The organism is Streptomyces sp. NPDC001880, from assembly GCF_053594575.1.
Genome location: NZ_JBSFET010000104.1, coordinates 1 through 17966 on the forward strand (window position 1 = coordinate 1; position 17966 = coordinate 17966).

Genomic DNA, 17966 nt, shown 5'->3' on the forward strand with positions numbered 1-17966 from the left:
CACCCGTCGTCCTCGCGGCCCTCCAGGCTCGAGTCCTCACCCAAACCAGCGAGCCCTGCAACAAGATCAAGACGACGTGTTAATGATCTGCAAGCCCTTAGGCGGCCGAAGCGCGCCTCGGCGATGCTCGGTTCGTCCTCGACGAGCGGATGGCCGGCCCAATATCCTGCGCGAGGTATGGACTGGAGGTTCCGGTCGGCGGCGGAGGCCCAACACTAATGATCACCGGAGTCACCAGGGAGCCCGCAGCGTGACCGGCACCACGGAGGCCCTTGGCGGGTCGGCTGCAGTCGACAATGCAGCACGAAGTGTCACGCGCCCGTTCTACGTATACGCCGTGCTCGCCAACACGCTGTTCCAGCGCGGCGTATTCGTCGTCTTCCTTCAGCAGCGAGGCTTCTCCGCCGGGCAAGTGGCCCTACTGCAGACACTGCTCTACCTGGTCAGCGGACTTGCGGAGTTGCCGACGGGAGTCATCGCCGACCGAATCGGCAGGCGTGCCAGCATCGTGATCGGCCAGATGCTGATAGCTGGATGTCTGCTCGGCCAGGGGACGTTCTCCAACTACTGGGTGTTCCTGGCGCTGTTCATCGGGCAGGGCGTGGGCATGGCATGTGTGTCCGGCTCGGACACCGCCCTGCTGTACGACCTGCTCGTGCGTCGTGGTGCAACGGCCAACTACGTCAAGATCAAGTCCCGGTTCACCATGCTCGGGACGGTCACCTCGGGAGCCGCCATCGCCCTCGGCGGCCAACTGCAGCAGATCTCCTGGGGAGTCGTCTACGTCGGTTCGGCGGCGTGCCTCGCCCTAGCCGTGGTGGTGCTGATGTCACGGGTGCCCGAGATCCGCGGCGCGGACGCGGTGGACGAGCAGGACGGAGCCGAGGAGCACGGCGACGCCACAGCATGGCGGGCGATGCTTCGGGTCGCCACGCCGGCGCTCGTGACGCTTGTCGTGGTGTCCGGAATTATGCATGCGACTTTGACGCCGTACATCATCTTTGCGCAGAAGACCCTCTCCGATCAGGGAGCGGGCACCGCATTGGTCAGCGTGGTCATATCGGCGGGATTCTTCGCTGGCGGGCTCACTCCGCTGCTGTCGGACCGCGCGGACCGGCGCATCGGGTATCGGGTCATAGTCCCGGTGTCCCTCCTGACGCTCGCCGCGGCACTCGGCCTGAGCGGCCTCGGCCTTGTCTGGGTCACCATCGCCGCGTTCCTGGCCCTGGTCGGGATTCCCGAGATCACCGCCGTGATCGTAGACAACGTGTTCAACGAGGCCGTGCCGTCGCGCCACCGGGCGAGCCTGCTGTCGGTGATCGCATTCGTGGAGTCGGCGCTCATCGGCATCGGCTATCTCGTCCTCGGCGCGCTCATGGACGGGCTGGGCTCCAGTGTGGGCATGGCCACCTACGCCGCGGTCCCCCTGCTGGCATGTCTCCTGTGGCTCCCGGTGCTCTTCCGAGGGGCACGGGTGACCACCGAGATCGAGAAGCCCGCCGACCAAAAGGCATCCTGAAACAGACCATCTCGAGCAACACCCTGCCCGATGGCAGAGGCGCGGCGCGGATAGGGTCATGGCGGTCGGACCAGCACCGGTAGAGCACTGGGCGGCTGGTTCCGGCCGCCGTACGACAGCGTCCATGGTGAACGTGGCGAAGCCGTGCTCCACCAGTTCCTGCCGGGCGGCTTCCAGTACCGCTCCGCGATGATCTTCATGAAAGCGGGTTGATTCACACATCCATGGTCGGATCGGTCGCGACGAGCCCGGTGGTGGATGCACGTGAAGCCCCTGGTAGGACGGTTCTCACCACAAGATCGTCCGCTGAACCAGAGGCTTCACGCTGGTCACCTGTGCTGCCACGCTCGATGTCCCGCGCCACATCGTGGTGCACCTCTCCCGGTTGCTCGCCGCGCATCGCCGGCGCCTCAACACGCCCCGTGGGTCGCGGGTCCTGGGCACATTCCGGCAGGCGGTCATGGTGCTGCGCTGGTTCCGTGACCGCGGCTGCGTGCACTGCCTGGCCAGGGACGCCGGAGGCTCGCAGGCCACCGGCTACCGCTACCTGCACGAGCCATCGACGTCCTCGCCGCTCAAGCCCCCCGACCTGCACGAGGTGTTGAACCGCTGCCGCGAAGAGGGGACGAGTCGAAGCCCTCGCCGGTGACCGGCTCACCGTCGTCGTCGAACTCGAGCTTGCGCAGCGCGGAGACCCGGACGTTCCCCGGCAGCAGCTGCTTGGCTTCCTTGTGTCCTCGCTCGGTGAGCACCCACAGCTGATGGTTCGACTCCAGCCGCGTCTCCACCCGGACCTTCCCCTGCTCCTTGAGCGCGTTGAGGGTGTCCCTCGTGCACCGGTCGTGCGAGTCTCCGGGGCGCAGCATCCGCCACAGGTGTTCCGCGGTAGCCCTCTGGAAGATCCCGAGAGCCTTCAGCGCTTCCTTCTTCCGGGTGTGGGTTGGCTTCCATGTCTGCTTAGAAGAGTTAGAAGGGTTGTCGAACGTGCCGGGGGTCCTGTTCTGCCGGGGCTGACCTGCGGGAACACGTCCGGCGGGCGAAGAGGCCGTGGAGGGGGCAATGGAGGGGACCGGCGGCACCTGGTCAAGGTCCTCGTCGGGCGCCTGGTCGTCAGTGTCGTGCGGTTCGCGGGCGGGGTCGGGCGTGAAGTCAGCGGGCACGGTGTCCTCGATTCCTCCGGCCGGCTGGCCGGGACGGTGAGCGTCCGACCCGCACGCCGATGTGCGCACGGGCCGGAGCCACCGTCGGGAAGGACCCCTTGTCCGTTGTCTGACGCTCAGCACCGATCGGTATCTTCTCTGCCCTAGAAACGCCTCGCCCAGGACGATTTATCCATGACCAGCGCCACACATGCTCCTTGGAGTTTCCGGGTCCGGCGGGGAGGGAGACTTCTCCCTCCCGAGCACCGGCCTCTGTCCACAGGGCCGCCGCTGGAGGCTCCTCTTGAGGCCGCCGCGATCAGCGAGGCGCCCGTACGTGAGGAGTTGTCATGCCCGAGAACACCGTCACCGCACCGCTCGCTCCGATGGAGCCACAAGACGTCGCCGACGCCTTCGCCTACATCCGGGCGCTCCAGGCCGGGGACATCGACACCGCCTGCGCGGTCATCGAGGAGACGGGCGGCACGGAGATGCGCCGGCTGCTCCTGGACGTCGCCGCGCGCATCTTCATCCCGATCACCGCCGTGGACGACTGCGACGGGGAGCCGTGTGCGTACTCCTTCCTGGCGGCGGCGCTCGGGCGGCTGCTCCTGGAGGTCCTGTGCCACGGTGACGGCGCCTGCCTGGCTTTCCCGCCGGGCATCGCCGACACCATCGTCCGCTTCACCGAGGAGCACAGCGACGTCGCCGGCGTACTCCGTCAGCTGGAGGCCGTCGGGATGGAGCAGGCGATGGAAGCGCACTCGGTGCGCCGGACCACCGCGTAGAGCCATCTGGGACGGCGGTGGTGCGGCGCACATCGGGACCGCACCACCGCACCACCCATCGTGGTGCGCTCCGTCGGCATCACCGCACCGCACCGGGCGCGCGCCACGGCCGGGCGGGCTCCTCTATCACACACCCTCTTGACCGCGACCTGATCGCCAGCCGAAACAGGCTGTGTCAAGACATCTCAGGGGGCTTAGAAGTCAAGCGGGTCCGTGAGTCTTGATCACTGCTGAGCCTGCTGATTGGCTGGCCGACATGACTGATCTTGGCCCCGTTGCCTGGCCGCCTGCACCGATCAGGACTGAGAGGCTCGTGCTCCGTGCGTCCGAGGCCCGGGACCGTGCGGGGTTCATCGAGCTGCTGGCGTCGCCAGAGGTGCACACCTACCTCGGCGGACCCCGTCCGCGTGGCGAGCTTGAGCGCGAGTTGCCCGAGGTGCCCGAACGGTGGCCCGGGAGCTTCGTCGTCGATCTCGACGGGGCGATGATCGGCCAGATTCTGCTCAGGAGAGCACCGGACCACCATCGCCCGGCTGCCGCGGGGAAGGCCGATCTCGGCTACCTGTTCCTGCCACGGGCATGGGGATTCGGGTATGCCGCCGAATCGTGCGCGGCGGCACTTGACTGGTTCGAAAGTGTCCTCCCCGGTGAGCCGGTGGTGCTCGCCACCCAGACCTCTAACGTGGGCTCGATGCGCCTCGCGGCAAAGCTGGGGTTCACCGAAGCAGAGCGGTTCCGGGCCTGGGGCGCCGATCAGTGGCTCGGCCTACGGGCTCCGGTCACGTCCTCCGATTGAGCTCTCGTTCGGCAGTGTGGATCTGTCGCAGTGCCGTTGTTCTCGTTGACAAATCCGGGCGGGTTCGCAGGTCATGCGGGTGCTGGAAGGAGTGGCGCGAAGGCGCGTTGTTCGTCGAAGAGCTGCCGGGTCGTGAGGCAGTGATGGAGCTGGCCGAGGAAGCGGTTCAGCAAGTGCCGTTGTGCGGCAGCGTGCCAGTCTCCGTGCTCGCGTCGGCGCCGGTAGTGCGCGTTCGCTCCCGATGAGGCGGTGAGGGCGGCGAAGGCCCAGAGGAAGCCGGCGTTGATGAGGCGGTTGTTCTTGACGAAGCGGCGGCCGACGAAACGCTTCTTGCCAGAGGCCCGGGTGATGGGCGCTGATCCGGCGTACGACTTCAGCGCCCTGGCGTCGGCGAACCGTGCCCGGTCATCGCCCAGCTCTGCAAACACGCGGGCGCCGAGCATGGGCCCCAGGCCGGGGAAGCTGAGCAGGATCTCGCTGTCGGCGTGCTGCTGAAAGGCGGCCGTGGCGGCCTCGGCGAGATCGTCCGCGGCCTGGCAGACAGCGTCCAGCGGCTTGAGCAGGGCCAGGAGCTGGTGGCCGAAGGCGTCCTCGACGCCGGGGAGCTGGTGGGCGTACTCGGCGCGGAAGACGTCTCGCAGCCGCTCGGCTTCCGCGTCGAATCCGCGGAGGCGGCCACTGCGTTTGAGGGCGGCCCGCAGCTGGGCGAGGGTGAGCTTCGCGGCCTTGGCCGGGGTCGGGGCCAGGGTGAGGATGACGCGGGCATCAGCTCTGGTCAGGCCACCTTGTTTGCCCTGGAAGGCCAGCAGAGCAGCAGGGTAGTACTCGCGCAGGAGCGAGCGGACCTGGTTGGCGACCTGCTGCCGGGTCCAGACGGCGTCCTGCTGGGCTCGGGCCAGGACGGTGATGGACTGGGCGAGTTCGGAGTCGGCCGGCAGGGGCCGGTGGGCGTGCATGTCGGTGCGCAGGATGTTCGCCAGGACCAGGGCGTCGCCCGGGTCGGGCTTCTTGCGGCTGACGCCGTGGCGGTCGCGGTAGCGGGCGGCGGCGAGCGGGTTGATCGCGAAGACCCGGCGGCTGCCGGTGCGCAGGGTCGCGACCAGAAGACCGTGGCTGGTCTCGATGGCCACCGGCACCGGATCGTCTGGGCTGTCGCCGTGCTCGGCCAAGAGGGCCAAGAGCTTGTGGTAGCCGGCCACGTCGTCGGTGATACGGGCTTTAGCGAGCAAAGTGCCGGCTTCGTCGACGAGGGCAACGTCGTGGTGACGCTCTGCCCAGTCGATACCGCAGAACACAGTCAAGCTGTCCTCCCAAATCCGTCCGTTTATGCAGGTCACGAGCACATGCGGGTCACGCGGCGCCCTAATCCAAGGACTCGTTGGTCCGCCATCTCAGTAGCCGTTTGCAACACCAGCGCACCCCAGGGGCTCGATCTTCTGCAGAGCTCGCGGGCTCGCGGATGAACAAGAGGTCGACCCTGGAGCGGGCTCGCGCCGTGACGATCAACGTCTGGCAAGCCGCCGCGAGTTTCGCGGTGAATCACGGAGGCGCCGGGCTGCGCCGCTCTTGACAGAGGCCTCAGGGGCCCGGAGAAACGGAGGCATCAGCCCGGCGCCCGCGTCATCACCGCGAACCCCACAACGGACAGCGATGCCGCTCTTTGAGGAGGCCTTGACAGCCAGGGGGGATCCAGGCATTCGCTGTCCTGCGCGAGCAGCTGTCCGGGTCGTTGCATGGGCCCGGGCCGTCTGCTTACGCACTGGATTAGGAGAAACGTCCTCGGTAGCAGACCTGGACAAGGGGGTGCAGCGGAGCTGGAGCAGGGATCGCGCGTCCCCGGCCGCACCTGGACAAGGGGTGGCGGTGGGCGCACCGGTGCGGTGTGGAATATCGGGTGCGGCCCACCGGGCGCGCGCGAGAGTGCCCGGCATCGTCGGATGGTGCGGCGCACCGGGTGCGGGGGCGCACCATCGCGGTGCGCACCACGGTGGCGTCCATCGTCATCCGGCGCACCAGAGTGGAGTCCACTCAGTGGACTCCATCGGGTGGAGTCCACTCAGTGGAGCCCACCCGATGTCGTGCATCGCCACTGGATGCAGAACACCGTGGGCTCCACTCGGTGGACGATGCCCGGCCTCGTCACCACAGCCAGGCGTTGGAGTGCCGCACCCGGGCCAGGGCGCGGGCGTCGCGGCGCGCGGCCGCGTTGCCGATCCGGTTCTGCCGGTAGCGGGGCCGGCGCGACTGCCCGGCGGCGAGGCGGCGCTTCCCGACGTCCTGGAGTCGCCGCCGCTGCTTGTGCAGCTCCTGCGGCACTGTCACGTTGACTGACCGTCCTGGGATGATCTTCTGGTTGGTCGTGCTGGGAGGGGTCGCCCGTGGACAGCGCGCCGCCGTCGTACAAGGGGCACCGGTACCCGGTGGAGATCATCGCGCACTGCGTGTGGCTGTACTTCCGTTTCCCGCTGTCGTTCCGCGAGGTCGAGGAGCTGATGCTCGAGCGCGGCGTGCTCGTCTCCCAGGAGACGGTCCGCCGCTGGTGTACGAAGTTCGGGCAGGCCTACGCCAACGGCCTGCACCGCCGGCGTGTGCAGCCGGGCGACAAGTGGCACCTGGACGAGGTCTTCCTCAGGATCAACGGTGAGCTGAAGTACCTGTGGCGGGCCGTCGACACCGATGGCGACGTGCTCGACATTTTGGTCCAGGACCGGCGGGACACCGCTGCGGCCAGGCGGTTCTTCCACAAACTGCTCAAGAAGACCTGCTCGGTGCCGAGGGTGATCGTCACCGACAAGCTCCGCTCCTACGGCGCGGCCCACCGCGAGATCATGCCCTCCGTAGAACACCGCGCCCACAAGGGTCTGAACAACCGGGCCGAGAACAGTCATCAGCCGACGAGGCAGCGCGAACCCGCGATGAAGGGCTTCCGCAGTACCGGCGGGGCCCAGCGGTTCCTGTCCGCGTTCAGCGGCATCTCACCGCACTTCCGACCACGCCGCCACCTGATGACCGCCACCCAATACCGCACCGAGATGACCACCCGCTTCGCCATCTGGGACGAGATCACCGGCGCCACCGACCAGCCCATCACAGCGTAAGCCAGGCCCCCACCCGACCCCTACACACCCTGACGCGCCCTCAATCGATCAACACCGCACCAACGCGACAATGCCCTCCAGATGTCTCAGCAACCCGGATCTGCTGCCCACCCGCACGAACTCCGCGCCCCAGCCGAACCCGTAGTTGCCGCCCGGCGACATCGCGTGAAAGACGCCCTTCCAGGTACGCGAGTCGTCGTACCGCGTCAGCGGCTCCATGACCTCGTCCGCGTCCTGCGCCAGCACGATGACTTCAGCGATTCTGCTCATGCCGGGAGTATCAGCGCCGGTCCTGGATCCGCCAACCGGGTTTTGGCATGTCAGCGCGGGTCAGTGTGAGGGACCCCGCCGAACCCGCCACCGTGGTGGCCCGGCCCGTGGTGGTCGTGGTCGTGGTCGTGGTCGCCATCCCCGTCATGGTCGCCGCCCGGGCCACCCGGGCCACCCGGCCTCCGTGCGAAGGTGACCGTGTCGCAGTAGATCACCGGCCCGGGTGTGGTGGGTGGGGTGGGGCTGTCGGGAGGGATGCCCTCGGTTTCGAGGACCATCAGGCGCAACGGGCCGCGACGCCCGCGCGGTATCGGGAGCTGGCCCGTGTAGAAGGGGGTTCGGGAGGACTCCGCATCGACGGAGGTGAGTTGGACGGTGGTGTCTTCGAGGGTCACCCAGCCGAGGTCATCGTCGTCGACCAGGCTGTTCCGGCGTTGCAGCGTGGCGGTGATCCGCGGCGGCGGGGAGCCGGAGGGGTCCCAGGAGGGCCCGGTGACGCTGACCGACAGCGGATCGCCGGGCGTGACCCTCAGTTCGCGGTCGGGCAGGGTACGCACCAGGTCGGCGAGAACGACCTCCTTGGAGATCTCCGCTCCGGGGATGGAATCCGGCTGGTAGCGGACCAGAGCGAGCCGGACGAAGGGCAGGCAGGCGTCCCCGGTATCCAGGTCCAGGTCGAAGAACCAGCGGCCGGCCTTGTTCTCGTCCTCGTTTTCTTCCTCGCCGGGCTTCGGAGTGTCAGCTTCGAACTGCGGGCTGAAGCCGACGACCGTGACCGGGAGGGTGGTTCCCGACGGCGTGGGGAGGAGGAGCGGGCCGGACCGTCGCACCGCGTTGGTGAACATCTCCGGGGTCGGGGCGAAGACCGGCGCGGAACGGTGGATGGGGTCGCGGCCCATCAGGGTGACCAGGGAGTCCCGTGCGGACTTGGGGTCGCCTCCCGGCGGTTCGCCGATGACGACGCCGAGCAGTTCGCCGTCTCCGGACGAGAACCAGGGGCGGTCCACGTACACCCGGATTCCGCGACCGCGCCGCTGGTGGACGATGGGACCGGGCGGCCCGCCGACGTGCTCCAGGGTGAGCGTGGGCACGCAGTACAGCAGTCGCGGAGCCATCGGGGACTCGCTGCTCGGCACCGAGTATTCCTGCGCCTCTCCCTCCACGGTCAGCACGTTCTTGCCGGGCGTGGCGAACTGTGGTGGGAAGTAGTCGGCGAACTTGCTGCCAGCCACCGGGTGGTAGCGCACCGTCCGGTGTTTGGTGTCGCCGAACTCGTGCTTCGCGGGGACGGGCGGGAGCGGGTGTGGCTTGTTGCCCTGGTTGCCCTGAGGGTTGTCCGGGGTCGGGGGGTTGCCTGGGTGTGCCGCCGCGGCCGCGGCCTCCGCTTTCGCCTTGTCCTCGGCCGCCTGGGTGCTGAAGCTCAGGACGCCGTTCTGGAGGAGGTAGGGTTCGGTGCCCGGGACGCCGTTCAGGCTCGCCCTCGCCGTCAGCAGGTCGAAGACCGGGGCGGTCATCTCACGGGTCTCGCGGCCCCCGGCGCCGTCCGTCACCTCGGTCCACTCGGCGATCAGGTCGATCCGGTCCGTACTGTCCTCGTCCAGCGCCACGGAACCGGCGAGATGCTCGGCGGTCGCCCCGCGTGCACGCGGGGTCGCCGGGGTCGTCAGCGTCAACACCGGTGATTTCAGTGGCTGTTGGACCGCGTGGACGAGTCTCAGTTCCTGCCAGGGGGTGAACATCCAGTGCCGGCTGGCTGCGGCCAGCGCCAGCGTGTCGTCGGTTCTCCGTGCCTCCGCCGCTCTTCTCGCCGCCGCGTCCCCCTCCGTCTCCGACGCGAGCCTCGGTACCGACTCCTGCTGCTCCCGGCACCACCCGGCCATGCCCATGACTTTCTCGTCGAAGTCGATCCTGGAGCACACCCGGACGGTCGCCACGGCGCCCTTCGGCAGGGAGACGGTCAGCACGCGGGACGCCTCGTCGAAGCGCGGCGGCGCGGTGCCTTCGGCCAGCCGCAGCCTCACGGATTGCGGCCGGTGCCAGACCTCGCCGTCCCAGGGGACCGGGAAGGGCTCCCCGGCGGGCATCCCCGGCAGGTCCAGGAACACGGCTCCCGTGGACAACGGATCGGGGAGGTAAGGTAGTTCGACCTGCTCGCCCGTGTGCAGAACGGTGTTCGCCGGGTTCTTGGGGTCCGCCGCCGGCGACTTGATCGTCTCGACCTGGATGTCCGGCTGGGACGGGGAGGTGTCGCTCAGCGAGCCGCTCTCCCGTACGGCCAGGTCGTAGACCGCGTTCTGGACGTTGCGGTCCGTGGAGCCGATGGCATCGTCCAGCAGGCCGTGCCACTCGATGCACCGCAGTGACGCCTTCGGTGCCACCACATGGCGTTCGTCCGTGCCCCGGTACGGGAGGTGCCCTTCCGCGGTGACCAGTGACGACCGGTTGAAGTCCGCGGCGTACTGCTCAGCCGTCCGGCCGGCTCCGGTACTCGCCACGGTCCCAGTGCCGGTACCGGTGCCGCAGTCGACGGCGAAGCCTCTGTTGCGGCCGAGTTTGGTGAGGGATGTGCAGCCGGGGATGCCGTCAGCATCGCTGCCCGTGAAGCCCTGGGCGCGTTGCTCCTCCGCGTAGGCGGTCTTGGTCTCGTTGCCGAAGATTCCGTCCGCGCCGTGGGGGAGGGAGCGGCCGTTGTCCAGGAGGGCCTGCTGGACGATGCGCACCTCGTCGTTGGTCTTGCCGAACTGGACATTGGCCAGGTGCACCGTGACTTGTGTTCCGGCTCCGGCCGGGGGTGGGCCGGCCCCCGGGCTGCTCCGGATGACCATCCGGAAGGGCGAGGCGCCTTCCCCGAACGGGAATCTGGGCACCACGGCGGGCGCCAGGACGGACTCGAACCTCTGGAAGGTCAGCAGCCCGGCTTCGTCGGGGAGCATCAGAGCTTTCCTGTCCTTCAGGCCATCGGGGGCCACTCCGTCCGTGCCGCTGCCCGCCAGGTCGACCAGGGCGTCGGCCTCCGTCACGTCCAGGCCGTTTCCCGCGAGGTCCACGGTGCGCAGCCGTACCCGGTACTCGTGGCCGAACCGTAGCTTGGGCAGGCTGCCGGGCCGCACCTTGGGCGTGATTTCCAGGGGCAGTTTCGTCTCCGCCTGGTTCTTGAGCGGCACCGGCTTGTTGGGGGGCCGACCGTCCTCGGCCGAACCGTCGTCGGTGTCCAGCACCAGGCCCGGCCGGGGCGCGGAGAGCGACCATCCGTCCCAGGTGACCAGCTGCTCGGGTACGTAGAGGTGGTCGGGGTTCACGGCGTCGCTGGGTGGTGTAGCCAGGTGGGCCTGGAAGAAACCCTCGTCCGAGGCCGTGAGCAGGACCGGTCCGCCGCGCGCCTGCCGGTACTCCACCTCGCGCTCGTGCAGCGAGAACCACTGACGTCGTGTCTCGTCCCAGATGTCGAGCCGGTGGCCCCGGATCAGGTTCTGGGCGAACAGCTCGGGGGCGGGCACCTCATCCTCCGCGGCGTGCGGGGCGGCGGCTCCCGGATTCTGCGGGTCGGGCGTCGAACCTTGTGCTCTCTGCTGATCGACCACGCGGGTGAACGCCGCGTCGTGCTCGGCTGCCCGCGCGAAATCCTGCTTGAGGGTGCCCAGCCGGTCGTTCCTGACCAGGCAGAGCCCATGGGTCCGTACCGGGGCGAGTCCGGTGGCGTCCTTGGCGGGCGCGATCATCTTGCCTGCGGCGGCGTCGAGGTCAGCCGGCTCAACGGTGAATTTTCCCTTCAGCTCCACCAGGCCGCGGGACGGTGACGTCAGCGGGCCGTTGGTGACGGCCGAGGCCCGGGAGACGAAGGCGCGGCGGTCCGGGAGGAAGACATAGCGCGTGCGAGGGGACACGTTGTGCGACCCCTTCGTGCCCTTGCCCAGTTCCGGCGTCCAGTGGGGAGTCACCTTTAGGAACCGCTCGCCTGAAGAGACGGGGAGCAGGTCGGCCGGCAGGAGGAAGTCCAGAACGAGTCCGAGTCGCCGCAGCAGCGTGGGGTGATCGCCGAGCCAGGTGAGCATCTCGTGGAAGTCGGGATCGTGCTTCTTCGGTGGCGGCGGCGGGGGCGGCTCTTCACCGGCGACGGTGGGCGGCCTGTTGAGCTCGATCGTATGGAAGCTGTGCAGGTCCGCGAGCTCCGGAGGCATCGGCATTTCGTCCTGATCGCCGGTCGAGCCGTCGCTCGATGGGCGCATCAGGTCCCTGGTGGGGGGCGGTGTCTCGGGTGAATTCATGGCCGCTTCGGCGTACTTGCCCTTGGTGAAGCCGCTGACCTGCTGGGTGGAGTAGGTCTCGCACGCCTGGTCCGTATGCCGTTCGAAGACGTAGGGATCGAGCGGCGTGTCCACACTGAAGAGGCTCTTCCACAAGTTCACATCAGGGAGCGGGTCTTGCGGCTTCAGCCCGGTGACGAAGGGCGTCGAAGGGGCAGGCGTGTCGGAGGTCTCGGAGACTTCGTCGGTCGTTGGGGGCTCGGAGGTGCCCTCTCCGGTGGCAAAATCAAAAGTGGCGGGCGTGATCTTGTCCGGCCAGTGGACGAAATCGGGGAAGTGGGGGGCCAGCGTGGCGCGCTTCGTCTGGTCGTCGGACGGGGCCGGCCCCATCAGCCGCGGGGCGATGAACACCGACACCTTGACGTGCCTGCCGTCGTCCGACAGTCCGGCCGGGAGAACGGTCCAGTTGATCTGCTGTTCGAAGTCCATGGTGGTCTCCACGCGGCTCGCTCACGCGGCGTACGCCGCGCAGTACTCCGGCCAGTCCTGATCCTTCGAGAAGCATTGGGCGAACGTCGGGTCGCCCGGTGCGCCGGCGAAACTCCGCTCCATTTCGAGTTGGACGGACTTGCTGAAGAAGGCGATCCGTACGCTGACCGTGAGGGTGCCCCTGCCGCGGACCACCGACTGGTGGGTCTCTTTGTTCTTCTCGTAGGTGAGCTCCAGATAGAACTCGACGGACACCGTCACGATGCCCAGCACCGCCAGGAAGCCGTTGCACCGCAGGTAGCCGCTGAGGGAGACCGCTTTTTTGTCGAGCTGGAAGCGGATGCCCGCCATGATCGACACCCCGCCGCTCGCGACGCCGAGATTCAGCGCCGCTGCGCCACCGAACTCGATGGATCCCTCGATCTCCTGTACACCGCTGGCGTCCACCAGCATGGAGAAGTAGCCGCCGCCACCGAACAGGGAGACCGTGACGTTGAAGGGGTGCATCTGCTCGGAGACCGAGAAGCGGAACGCGACCGGCTTGCCGTCGAAGGGGATCACCAGCTCGGCCGACAGGGTGACGTTCGACAGGGTGAAGACGCCGACGCCGATGGCCGGAAGGGCGAGTTTGTAGCCGGCACGGAGGCCGGTGGTCTGGACGTCGATGAACGCGCCGGGACCGAAGACATCAGCGGGCAGCGCGCTGCGGAGGGAATTGATGAACTCCAGCGCACTGCTGAACTTCAGCTCCACACCGGAGGCCGTCACATCGGGCTTCTGCCCTGGGCTGGTCTTGAACTTCAGCTCGTCGAATTCCACTCGGGCGATGTCAAAGAAGTCCAGCGCGAAGTGGCTCATGCTGCCCTGCACCGTGGACTTCTCGACGGCGTCCGTCGAGCGGACGGTCCGGGCATCCAGGATCAGCGAGGCCTTGGACACGTCGAGGAGGGCGGTCGGGTCCACCCCACCGCCTGCCGTCGTCGGCCGTTCCAGCGGCGGCTTCCACACATACCGCAGTTCCTTGCCCTGTTGTCCGTCCACCAGGTCGCGTATGCGCAGCACGGGCGCGGGCAGCTGCCTTTGAGGGTTGTCCAGAATGTCCTTGATCTGGTTGTCGTCGAGCTGCTGCAGTGCGCCGAGTTGATCCTTGACGAGGCCCTTCAGGTATGTGCTGAGGTCGATACCGAGCAGCTGGGCCCCGCCGAAGGCATCCCTGATGGTTTTGATGGGTGCCGCGTCGAGGACTGCGCCGGTGGTGGGGTCCGTCTTGATGACGTCCGGGATGACGCCTGCCCGGCTGGTGATCGTCTTCACCGCGGAATTCGGGCTGGAGAGTCCACCGGCTTGCTCGGCCCCGAAGGTGAGGCTGAGCGGCCTTTGCAGATCCAGGTACGCACCCGCCGGATGTCCCTGCATCGTCTGCTGGAGATAGGTGGCGTTGAACTTGACCTCGAGATCCCCGGCGTTCGGGGTGAACTGCTCGACGGCGGGGACGCGTACCGCCGCGGCGGAAACGTGGGGCTGGCCCACCACAGGGGTGCCATCCTGGGTGCCGAGCGCGAAGGTGCCGAGCCCGAAGGTGAGGGTCCCGACCGCATGGCTGGTGCTGCCGAAAGCGCCGGCGGGCGGCTCCGCCATGGCCATCACTTGACCATGTATCTGCCGCCTCAGGCGCTTCTCCATCATTGCCTTCATTTCTTCTGTTGGCGTCGCCGGGTTGTACAGCCTCGTCAACTGCTCCTGTTCATCGGTCAGTCCGTCGGGCACGAACACCAGAGGCATGGTGAAGCTGACCTTGCGCCCCTCCGTGTCTGTGCCGATCAGGGTGAAATCGAAGTCCTTACCGGAGTCCTGAAGGTTCACCCAGAAAGCCACGTTTTGCGGGTTTTCCGTCCGAGTCTGGATCAGTGGAGTGACCCGGTCCGTGATGCGCAGCGTGCGGAACGGCATTTCGCGTCCTGCGTGCTGGAAGCCGGTATGAGCTCCGTACTCGACCTCCGGCTGCTTGACGACGATGTACTGCTCCTTGTGCAGGTACGCGACGATTCCGTCGTCCGCGCTCGCGATGAACCACCGCCTGGTTTCCGTCACGAGGAGGGACTCGTGACCGGTCGACAAGCTGCCGTGTATCACGACGCGGACGTACTGGTCACGCCCCAGTCCCGTGATGTGGTCGTACGCCACCACATTGGGGAAATGACGCCCGACCTTCCTGTACCGTTCCCGCTCCTCGGGGGTATTCGGCGGACTCCCCCATAGGCCGTGCAGGTGGACCGAGGAGCCCTGAGGCGTGACGATGAACTGCTCGGCATGCAACGGCGCGCTGGGTACATCGATCGGCACGTCGCCAGGCGGGACCAACTCGACCCGGCTGCTGAGGGTGACGAGGTCCGCCATGTTGTCGGCAGTGATCGGACTGTTCCCCGGCGGTGCCCCCCGGTCCCCAGCCGTCGCAAAGGCCCGCAGCCGCACGTCGCCGTCCCGTTCACCGTGCAACTGCAACCGGGCGTGCCACAACGCGGTCCGGCCGTCGGCCTGTTGGGATTGGGGGCGGCCGACCCAGTCCACGGGGTCGTCGTAGGTGAGGAACAGCCGGGTGGGGAACTCGATGACGCTTCGGGGAAGGCCCTGGAAGACCGTCGTTCCCGGCGTGTCCGGGCTCTGCGGGCCAACGACGGGCACCGTCATGGGCACCAGGCGCGCCCAGCCGAGCAGCGCGTCCAGCGACAGGTCCAAGCTGTCGATGTTGTCCGGCACCGAGAAAGCCAGACGGGTCGAGCCGGCGGTGACTGCCTTCATGGAAGCAGTGACCTTCAGATTCAGGGGGACCTCTTCCAGCACATGCTGCGGCGGCAGCCCCGCGAGGACGAACGCGGGCTGCGCCCGGTCCTTGCGCACCAGGCGGCGGCCGTCGAAGCGCAGGTTGACCAGGGCGATGTCGACGACGAGCATGTCCGCCGGCCGCACCACCCGGAACGGCCCCTCCGCAACGTCCACCTCGTGCGGCGGCTCAGGCTCCGGGGGCCGGTCGGGGCCGGGAAAAGGCCCCGGGCCTGGATGCGGACCAGGACCATGAGGCGGGCCGTGCGGCGGGCCGCCGAATCCCCCGCCGCCGAAGCCGCCACCGCCGGGACCCCCGCCCCCGAAGTCACCACCGCCGCCGCCGAACCCTTCGCCGTCGGCGCGGTCGCCGCCGCGGTCGCCGTGGTCATCGTGCTGGCCATCACCGGGATGGTTGCGCAGCTCTTCCCCGAGCCTCAGAGAAACAGGACGACGGATACGGAAGGACATGAGGAACGCCTCACCCGAGCTCATGAAAATGGTGAAGGGTCATGCGAGGGGCGAGGTGCGCCGTAGGCACCTTCACCTCTCTTCCATGCTCACTCCGGTGACGGATGCCCGCCACTGGGGGCGGAATGGGCAGCTCCCAATACCGGAGCTTCCGCTACGGGTCAAGGAATGCCAAGGAAATTGAGGAGGGTCCGGCGCACCATGAACGACATCGCGTTGTGGCGGTCGTTCAGGTTCAGTAGGTTCTGCCAAACGACGAGGAATTGCTGGCCGGTGTCGTTGTGGGAGAGGATGGTCGCCTCGGAGGCGACTACTCCCCCGGCGTTGAGGGGCCCCAGTCCAATCTTCGAATGAGTGATCGTGAAACCTGCGCCGAGGCCGTTGAGGCCCGGCCGGGCTCCCGTGGTCATGAAAGAGCGGTCACCGACGGACTGCGCGTCGGCCAGGAGGTCACGCATTTCGGAGGCAATACCGTCAACGCTGCGCGAGTCCAGTGTTGCGCCTTCGATGAGCAGTGCGAGGAACCGCGCCATATCGATGGTCGTGGTCGCCTGCGCTGAGTCGCCGTCATTCATCGAGGGCACCCGCACGGCAGGGAAGGGATCGGGAGGACCGGGCTTGAACGTCCCGGCCAGCCAGATGCCCCGATTCGCGGTCTGGTCGAAGAGGCCGGCATTTGCCAGCAGCCCATTGATCCAGCTGTACCCGAGCGCTTTGATCGTGGCAGCGGCTTCGTCGTTGTTGCTGGGTACGATCATGCCCCGCACGTGTGCCGCAAAATCGGGGCTGAACGACATCAGGCATCCGCCACTCGCGAGGCCCTGCGGCGAATCGAAGATCCTGGGGTACTTGGGCACGCGCATCTGCTCGGTGATGCCCGGTTCGCTCAGGAAACGCGGGGCGGCTGTCTGGATGTCTGCGTTGAAGGCCGACTTCAAGTCGTTGAACACCACGTTCGCCGAGCAGTCGCCTTCGGTGACGGCAAAATCGGAAGCGCTCTGCCGCAACTCAAAGGCGGCGAGCATGGCCGCGACCTTCAGCAAGCTGCCCGAGAAATGCATCTCCCTGTCACGGAAACCGGCATAGGCGAAGGACGGGGAGGTGCTGGTCGGGTTCCGGACCGCCGCCACCGAGATGGGGCATTTCAGGTGTACACCCAAGGCGGGAAACGTAAGGCCCGTCTGCGCCTGTGCTGCTGTCAGCGCCGCACTCATCCCCAGGTCGGGCGTCAAAAGATCTGGCAAGGGGTCGGGAAAAAGCATTGACGCCTCCTCATCGCCCTCCCCCCAATTATCTGCGTACGTGACGATCGTAATATCCCCTCGGCCGGGCGGCAAAAGCAGCTCAACTCTGGCCTGACCCAGGCGAATTACTCCGTAGGGAGACTCGCCTTACCGGAATTCCCCGCCAGCGAAGGTGAGCATGTACAAACTCGTGCCGCAGGCGCCGAGTTGGGTGAGCCCGACCACACAGTCCGCGGCGGGCGCCGGGTGCGTGCACCACCTCACTCCAGCCCCGCCTCCGCGATCCGCAGCAGCAGCGCATGCAGGGTCTTCCGGAACGATCCTGGTCAGCTCACCGATATGCCCCGGCGCGAACACCCCGGCCGCTACTCCGGCCGTCCTGGTTATGGCAGCCTGTTCCAACAGCGGAGCTCCCGTGATGAGGCACTTCTACAGCAGCTCCGCTGCCTCGTTCACCAGCCTTCACAAGCGACTTCCACACCTAATACTCCGGCTGTAGATCGTGATCACGATGGCTTACGGCTGGGTTTCCTGGGCTCGTGCGGGGGCTGTCCCGAGGCGGTCTGAGCAGACACCATGCACGGGTGAGCATCATCATCAAGTACTTCATCGCCCCTGACGACACCTCGGCGGCAAGCATCGTGGATAGCGGGCCGGACGGATTCTCGGCTCATTGAGCTGCGGTAACTTCGATGCCTCCGAGGCGGTGATCGAGTAAGAGAGCCTGCTCACCGGGCAGAGCTTCGAGGCGTTCGTCGCATCCGACGAGCCGCATACGATTGCTGATCCGGGAGAAGAAGGCGGCCCGCTTCTGTTCGACATCTCGGCTGCGCTTCAAGGAGCGCTCGCCGGGGCACTGTCACGTTGACTGACGGGGTGGGATGATCTTCGGGTTGATCACGGTGGAGGGGGTTGTCCGTGGGCAGTACGCCGCCGTCGTACAAGGGGCAACGGTACCCGGTCGAGGTGATCTCCCACTGCGTGTGGCTGTACTTCCGCTTCCCGTTGTCATTCCGTGAGGTGGAGGAGCTGATGCTGCAGCGCGGCGTCATTTGCGTCCTGCGAGACGATCCGCCGGTGGTGTCTGA

The 17966-nt window shown here is 67.4% G+C and carries 12 protein-coding genes and 1 pseudogene; 6 read left to right on the forward strand and 7 right to left on the reverse strand.

The genetic code is table 11. The annotated features are described in order from the left end of the window. The first annotated feature begins 250 nt into the window (after nt 1-250). Entirely contained in the window at nt 251-1519 is a 1269-nt protein-coding gene (locus ACWCQ6_RS31395; protein ID WP_451094989.1) for an MFS transporter, read from the forward strand. 575 nt (nt 1520-2094) lie between these two features. On the opposite strand, the gene ACWCQ6_RS31400 is transcribed toward ACWCQ6_RS31395, so the two are convergent. Next, nucleotides 2095-2679: a hypothetical protein gene (locus ACWCQ6_RS31400; protein WP_451094991.1), complete on the reverse strand. Its 585-nt coding sequence runs from the start codon at nt 2677-2679 to the stop codon at nt 2095-2097. Nucleotides 2680-3008: 329 nt separating this feature from the next. Here ACWCQ6_RS31400 and ACWCQ6_RS31405 point away from each other — a divergent pair, with 329 nt between their 5' ends. Both ACWCQ6_RS31405 and ACWCQ6_RS31410 read left to right on the forward strand, forming a co-directional pair. Further along, entirely contained in the window at nt 3009-3446 is a 438-nt protein-coding gene (locus tag ACWCQ6_RS31405; RefSeq protein WP_451094993.1) for a hypothetical protein, read from the forward strand. 256 nt (nt 3447-3702) lie between these two features. Beyond that, entirely contained in the window at nt 3703-4242 is a 540-nt protein-coding gene (locus ACWCQ6_RS31410; RefSeq protein ID WP_451095007.1) for a GNAT family N-acetyltransferase, read from the forward strand. A 71-nt stretch (nt 4243-4313) separates the two neighbouring features. Here ACWCQ6_RS31410 and ACWCQ6_RS31415 read toward each other — a convergent pair whose 3' ends face one another. Together ACWCQ6_RS31415 and ACWCQ6_RS31420 are read right to left on the reverse strand one after the other, a co-directional pair. Beyond that, nucleotides 4314-5558, reverse strand: a complete 1245-nt coding sequence (locus tag ACWCQ6_RS31415; RefSeq protein WP_451095009.1) for an IS110 family transposase — start codon at nt 5556-5558, stop codon at nt 4314-4316. Nucleotides 5559-6381: 823 nt separating this feature from the next. Then, nucleotides 6382-6564 carry a hypothetical protein gene (locus ACWCQ6_RS31420; RefSeq protein ID WP_451095011.1) on the reverse strand — a complete coding sequence of 61 codons (183 nt, stop codon included), beginning with the start codon at nt 6562-6564 and terminating at the stop codon, nt 6382-6384. 56 nt (nt 6565-6620) lie between these two features. Here ACWCQ6_RS31420 and ACWCQ6_RS31425 point away from each other — a divergent pair, with 56 nt between their 5' ends. Further along, nucleotides 6621-7340, forward strand: a complete 720-nt coding sequence (locus ACWCQ6_RS31425; protein ID WP_451094995.1) for an IS6 family transposase — start codon at nt 6621-6623, stop codon at nt 7338-7340. Nucleotides 7341-7388: 48 nt separating this feature from the next. Here ACWCQ6_RS31425 and ACWCQ6_RS31430 read toward each other — a convergent pair whose 3' ends face one another. The 3 genes from ACWCQ6_RS31430 to ACWCQ6_RS31440 are packed head-to-tail and all read right to left on the reverse strand — an operon-like array spanning nt 7389 to nt 15340. Continuing rightward, nucleotides 7389-7610 carry a hypothetical protein gene (locus ACWCQ6_RS31430; protein WP_451094997.1) on the reverse strand — a complete coding sequence of 74 codons (222 nt, stop codon included), beginning with the start codon at nt 7608-7610 and terminating at the stop codon, nt 7389-7391. A gap of 50 nt (nt 7611-7660) precedes the next feature. Beyond that, the gene (locus tag ACWCQ6_RS31435; protein WP_451094999.1) at nt 7661-12343 is read right to left on the reverse strand and encodes a peptidoglycan-binding domain-containing protein; all 4683 of its coding nucleotides are present in this window, start codon (nt 12341-12343) and stop codon (nt 7661-7663) included. 21 nt (nt 12344-12364) lie between these two features. Next, nucleotides 12365-15340: a hypothetical protein gene (locus ACWCQ6_RS31440; protein ID WP_451095001.1), complete on the reverse strand. Its 2976-nt coding sequence runs from the start codon at nt 15338-15340 to the stop codon at nt 12365-12367. 75 nt (nt 15341-15415) lie between these two features. Between ACWCQ6_RS31440 and ACWCQ6_RS31445 the strand changes: the two genes are divergently transcribed. Next, nucleotides 15416-15700 (forward strand): hypothetical protein, encoded by a 285-nt coding sequence (locus tag ACWCQ6_RS31445; protein WP_451095003.1) that lies wholly within the window; start codon nt 15416-15418, stop codon nt 15698-15700. A 95-nt stretch (nt 15701-15795) separates the two neighbouring features. Here ACWCQ6_RS31445 and ACWCQ6_RS31450 read toward each other — a convergent pair whose 3' ends face one another. Next, nucleotides 15796-16896: a hypothetical protein gene (locus ACWCQ6_RS31450; RefSeq protein ID WP_451095005.1), complete on the reverse strand. Its 1101-nt coding sequence runs from the start codon at nt 16894-16896 to the stop codon at nt 15796-15798. Between the two features lie 900 nt (nt 16897-17796). Here ACWCQ6_RS31450 and ACWCQ6_RS31455 point away from each other — a divergent pair. Further along, nucleotides 17797-17966: pseudogene (locus ACWCQ6_RS31455) on the forward strand (IS6 family transposase); the annotation flags it as partial.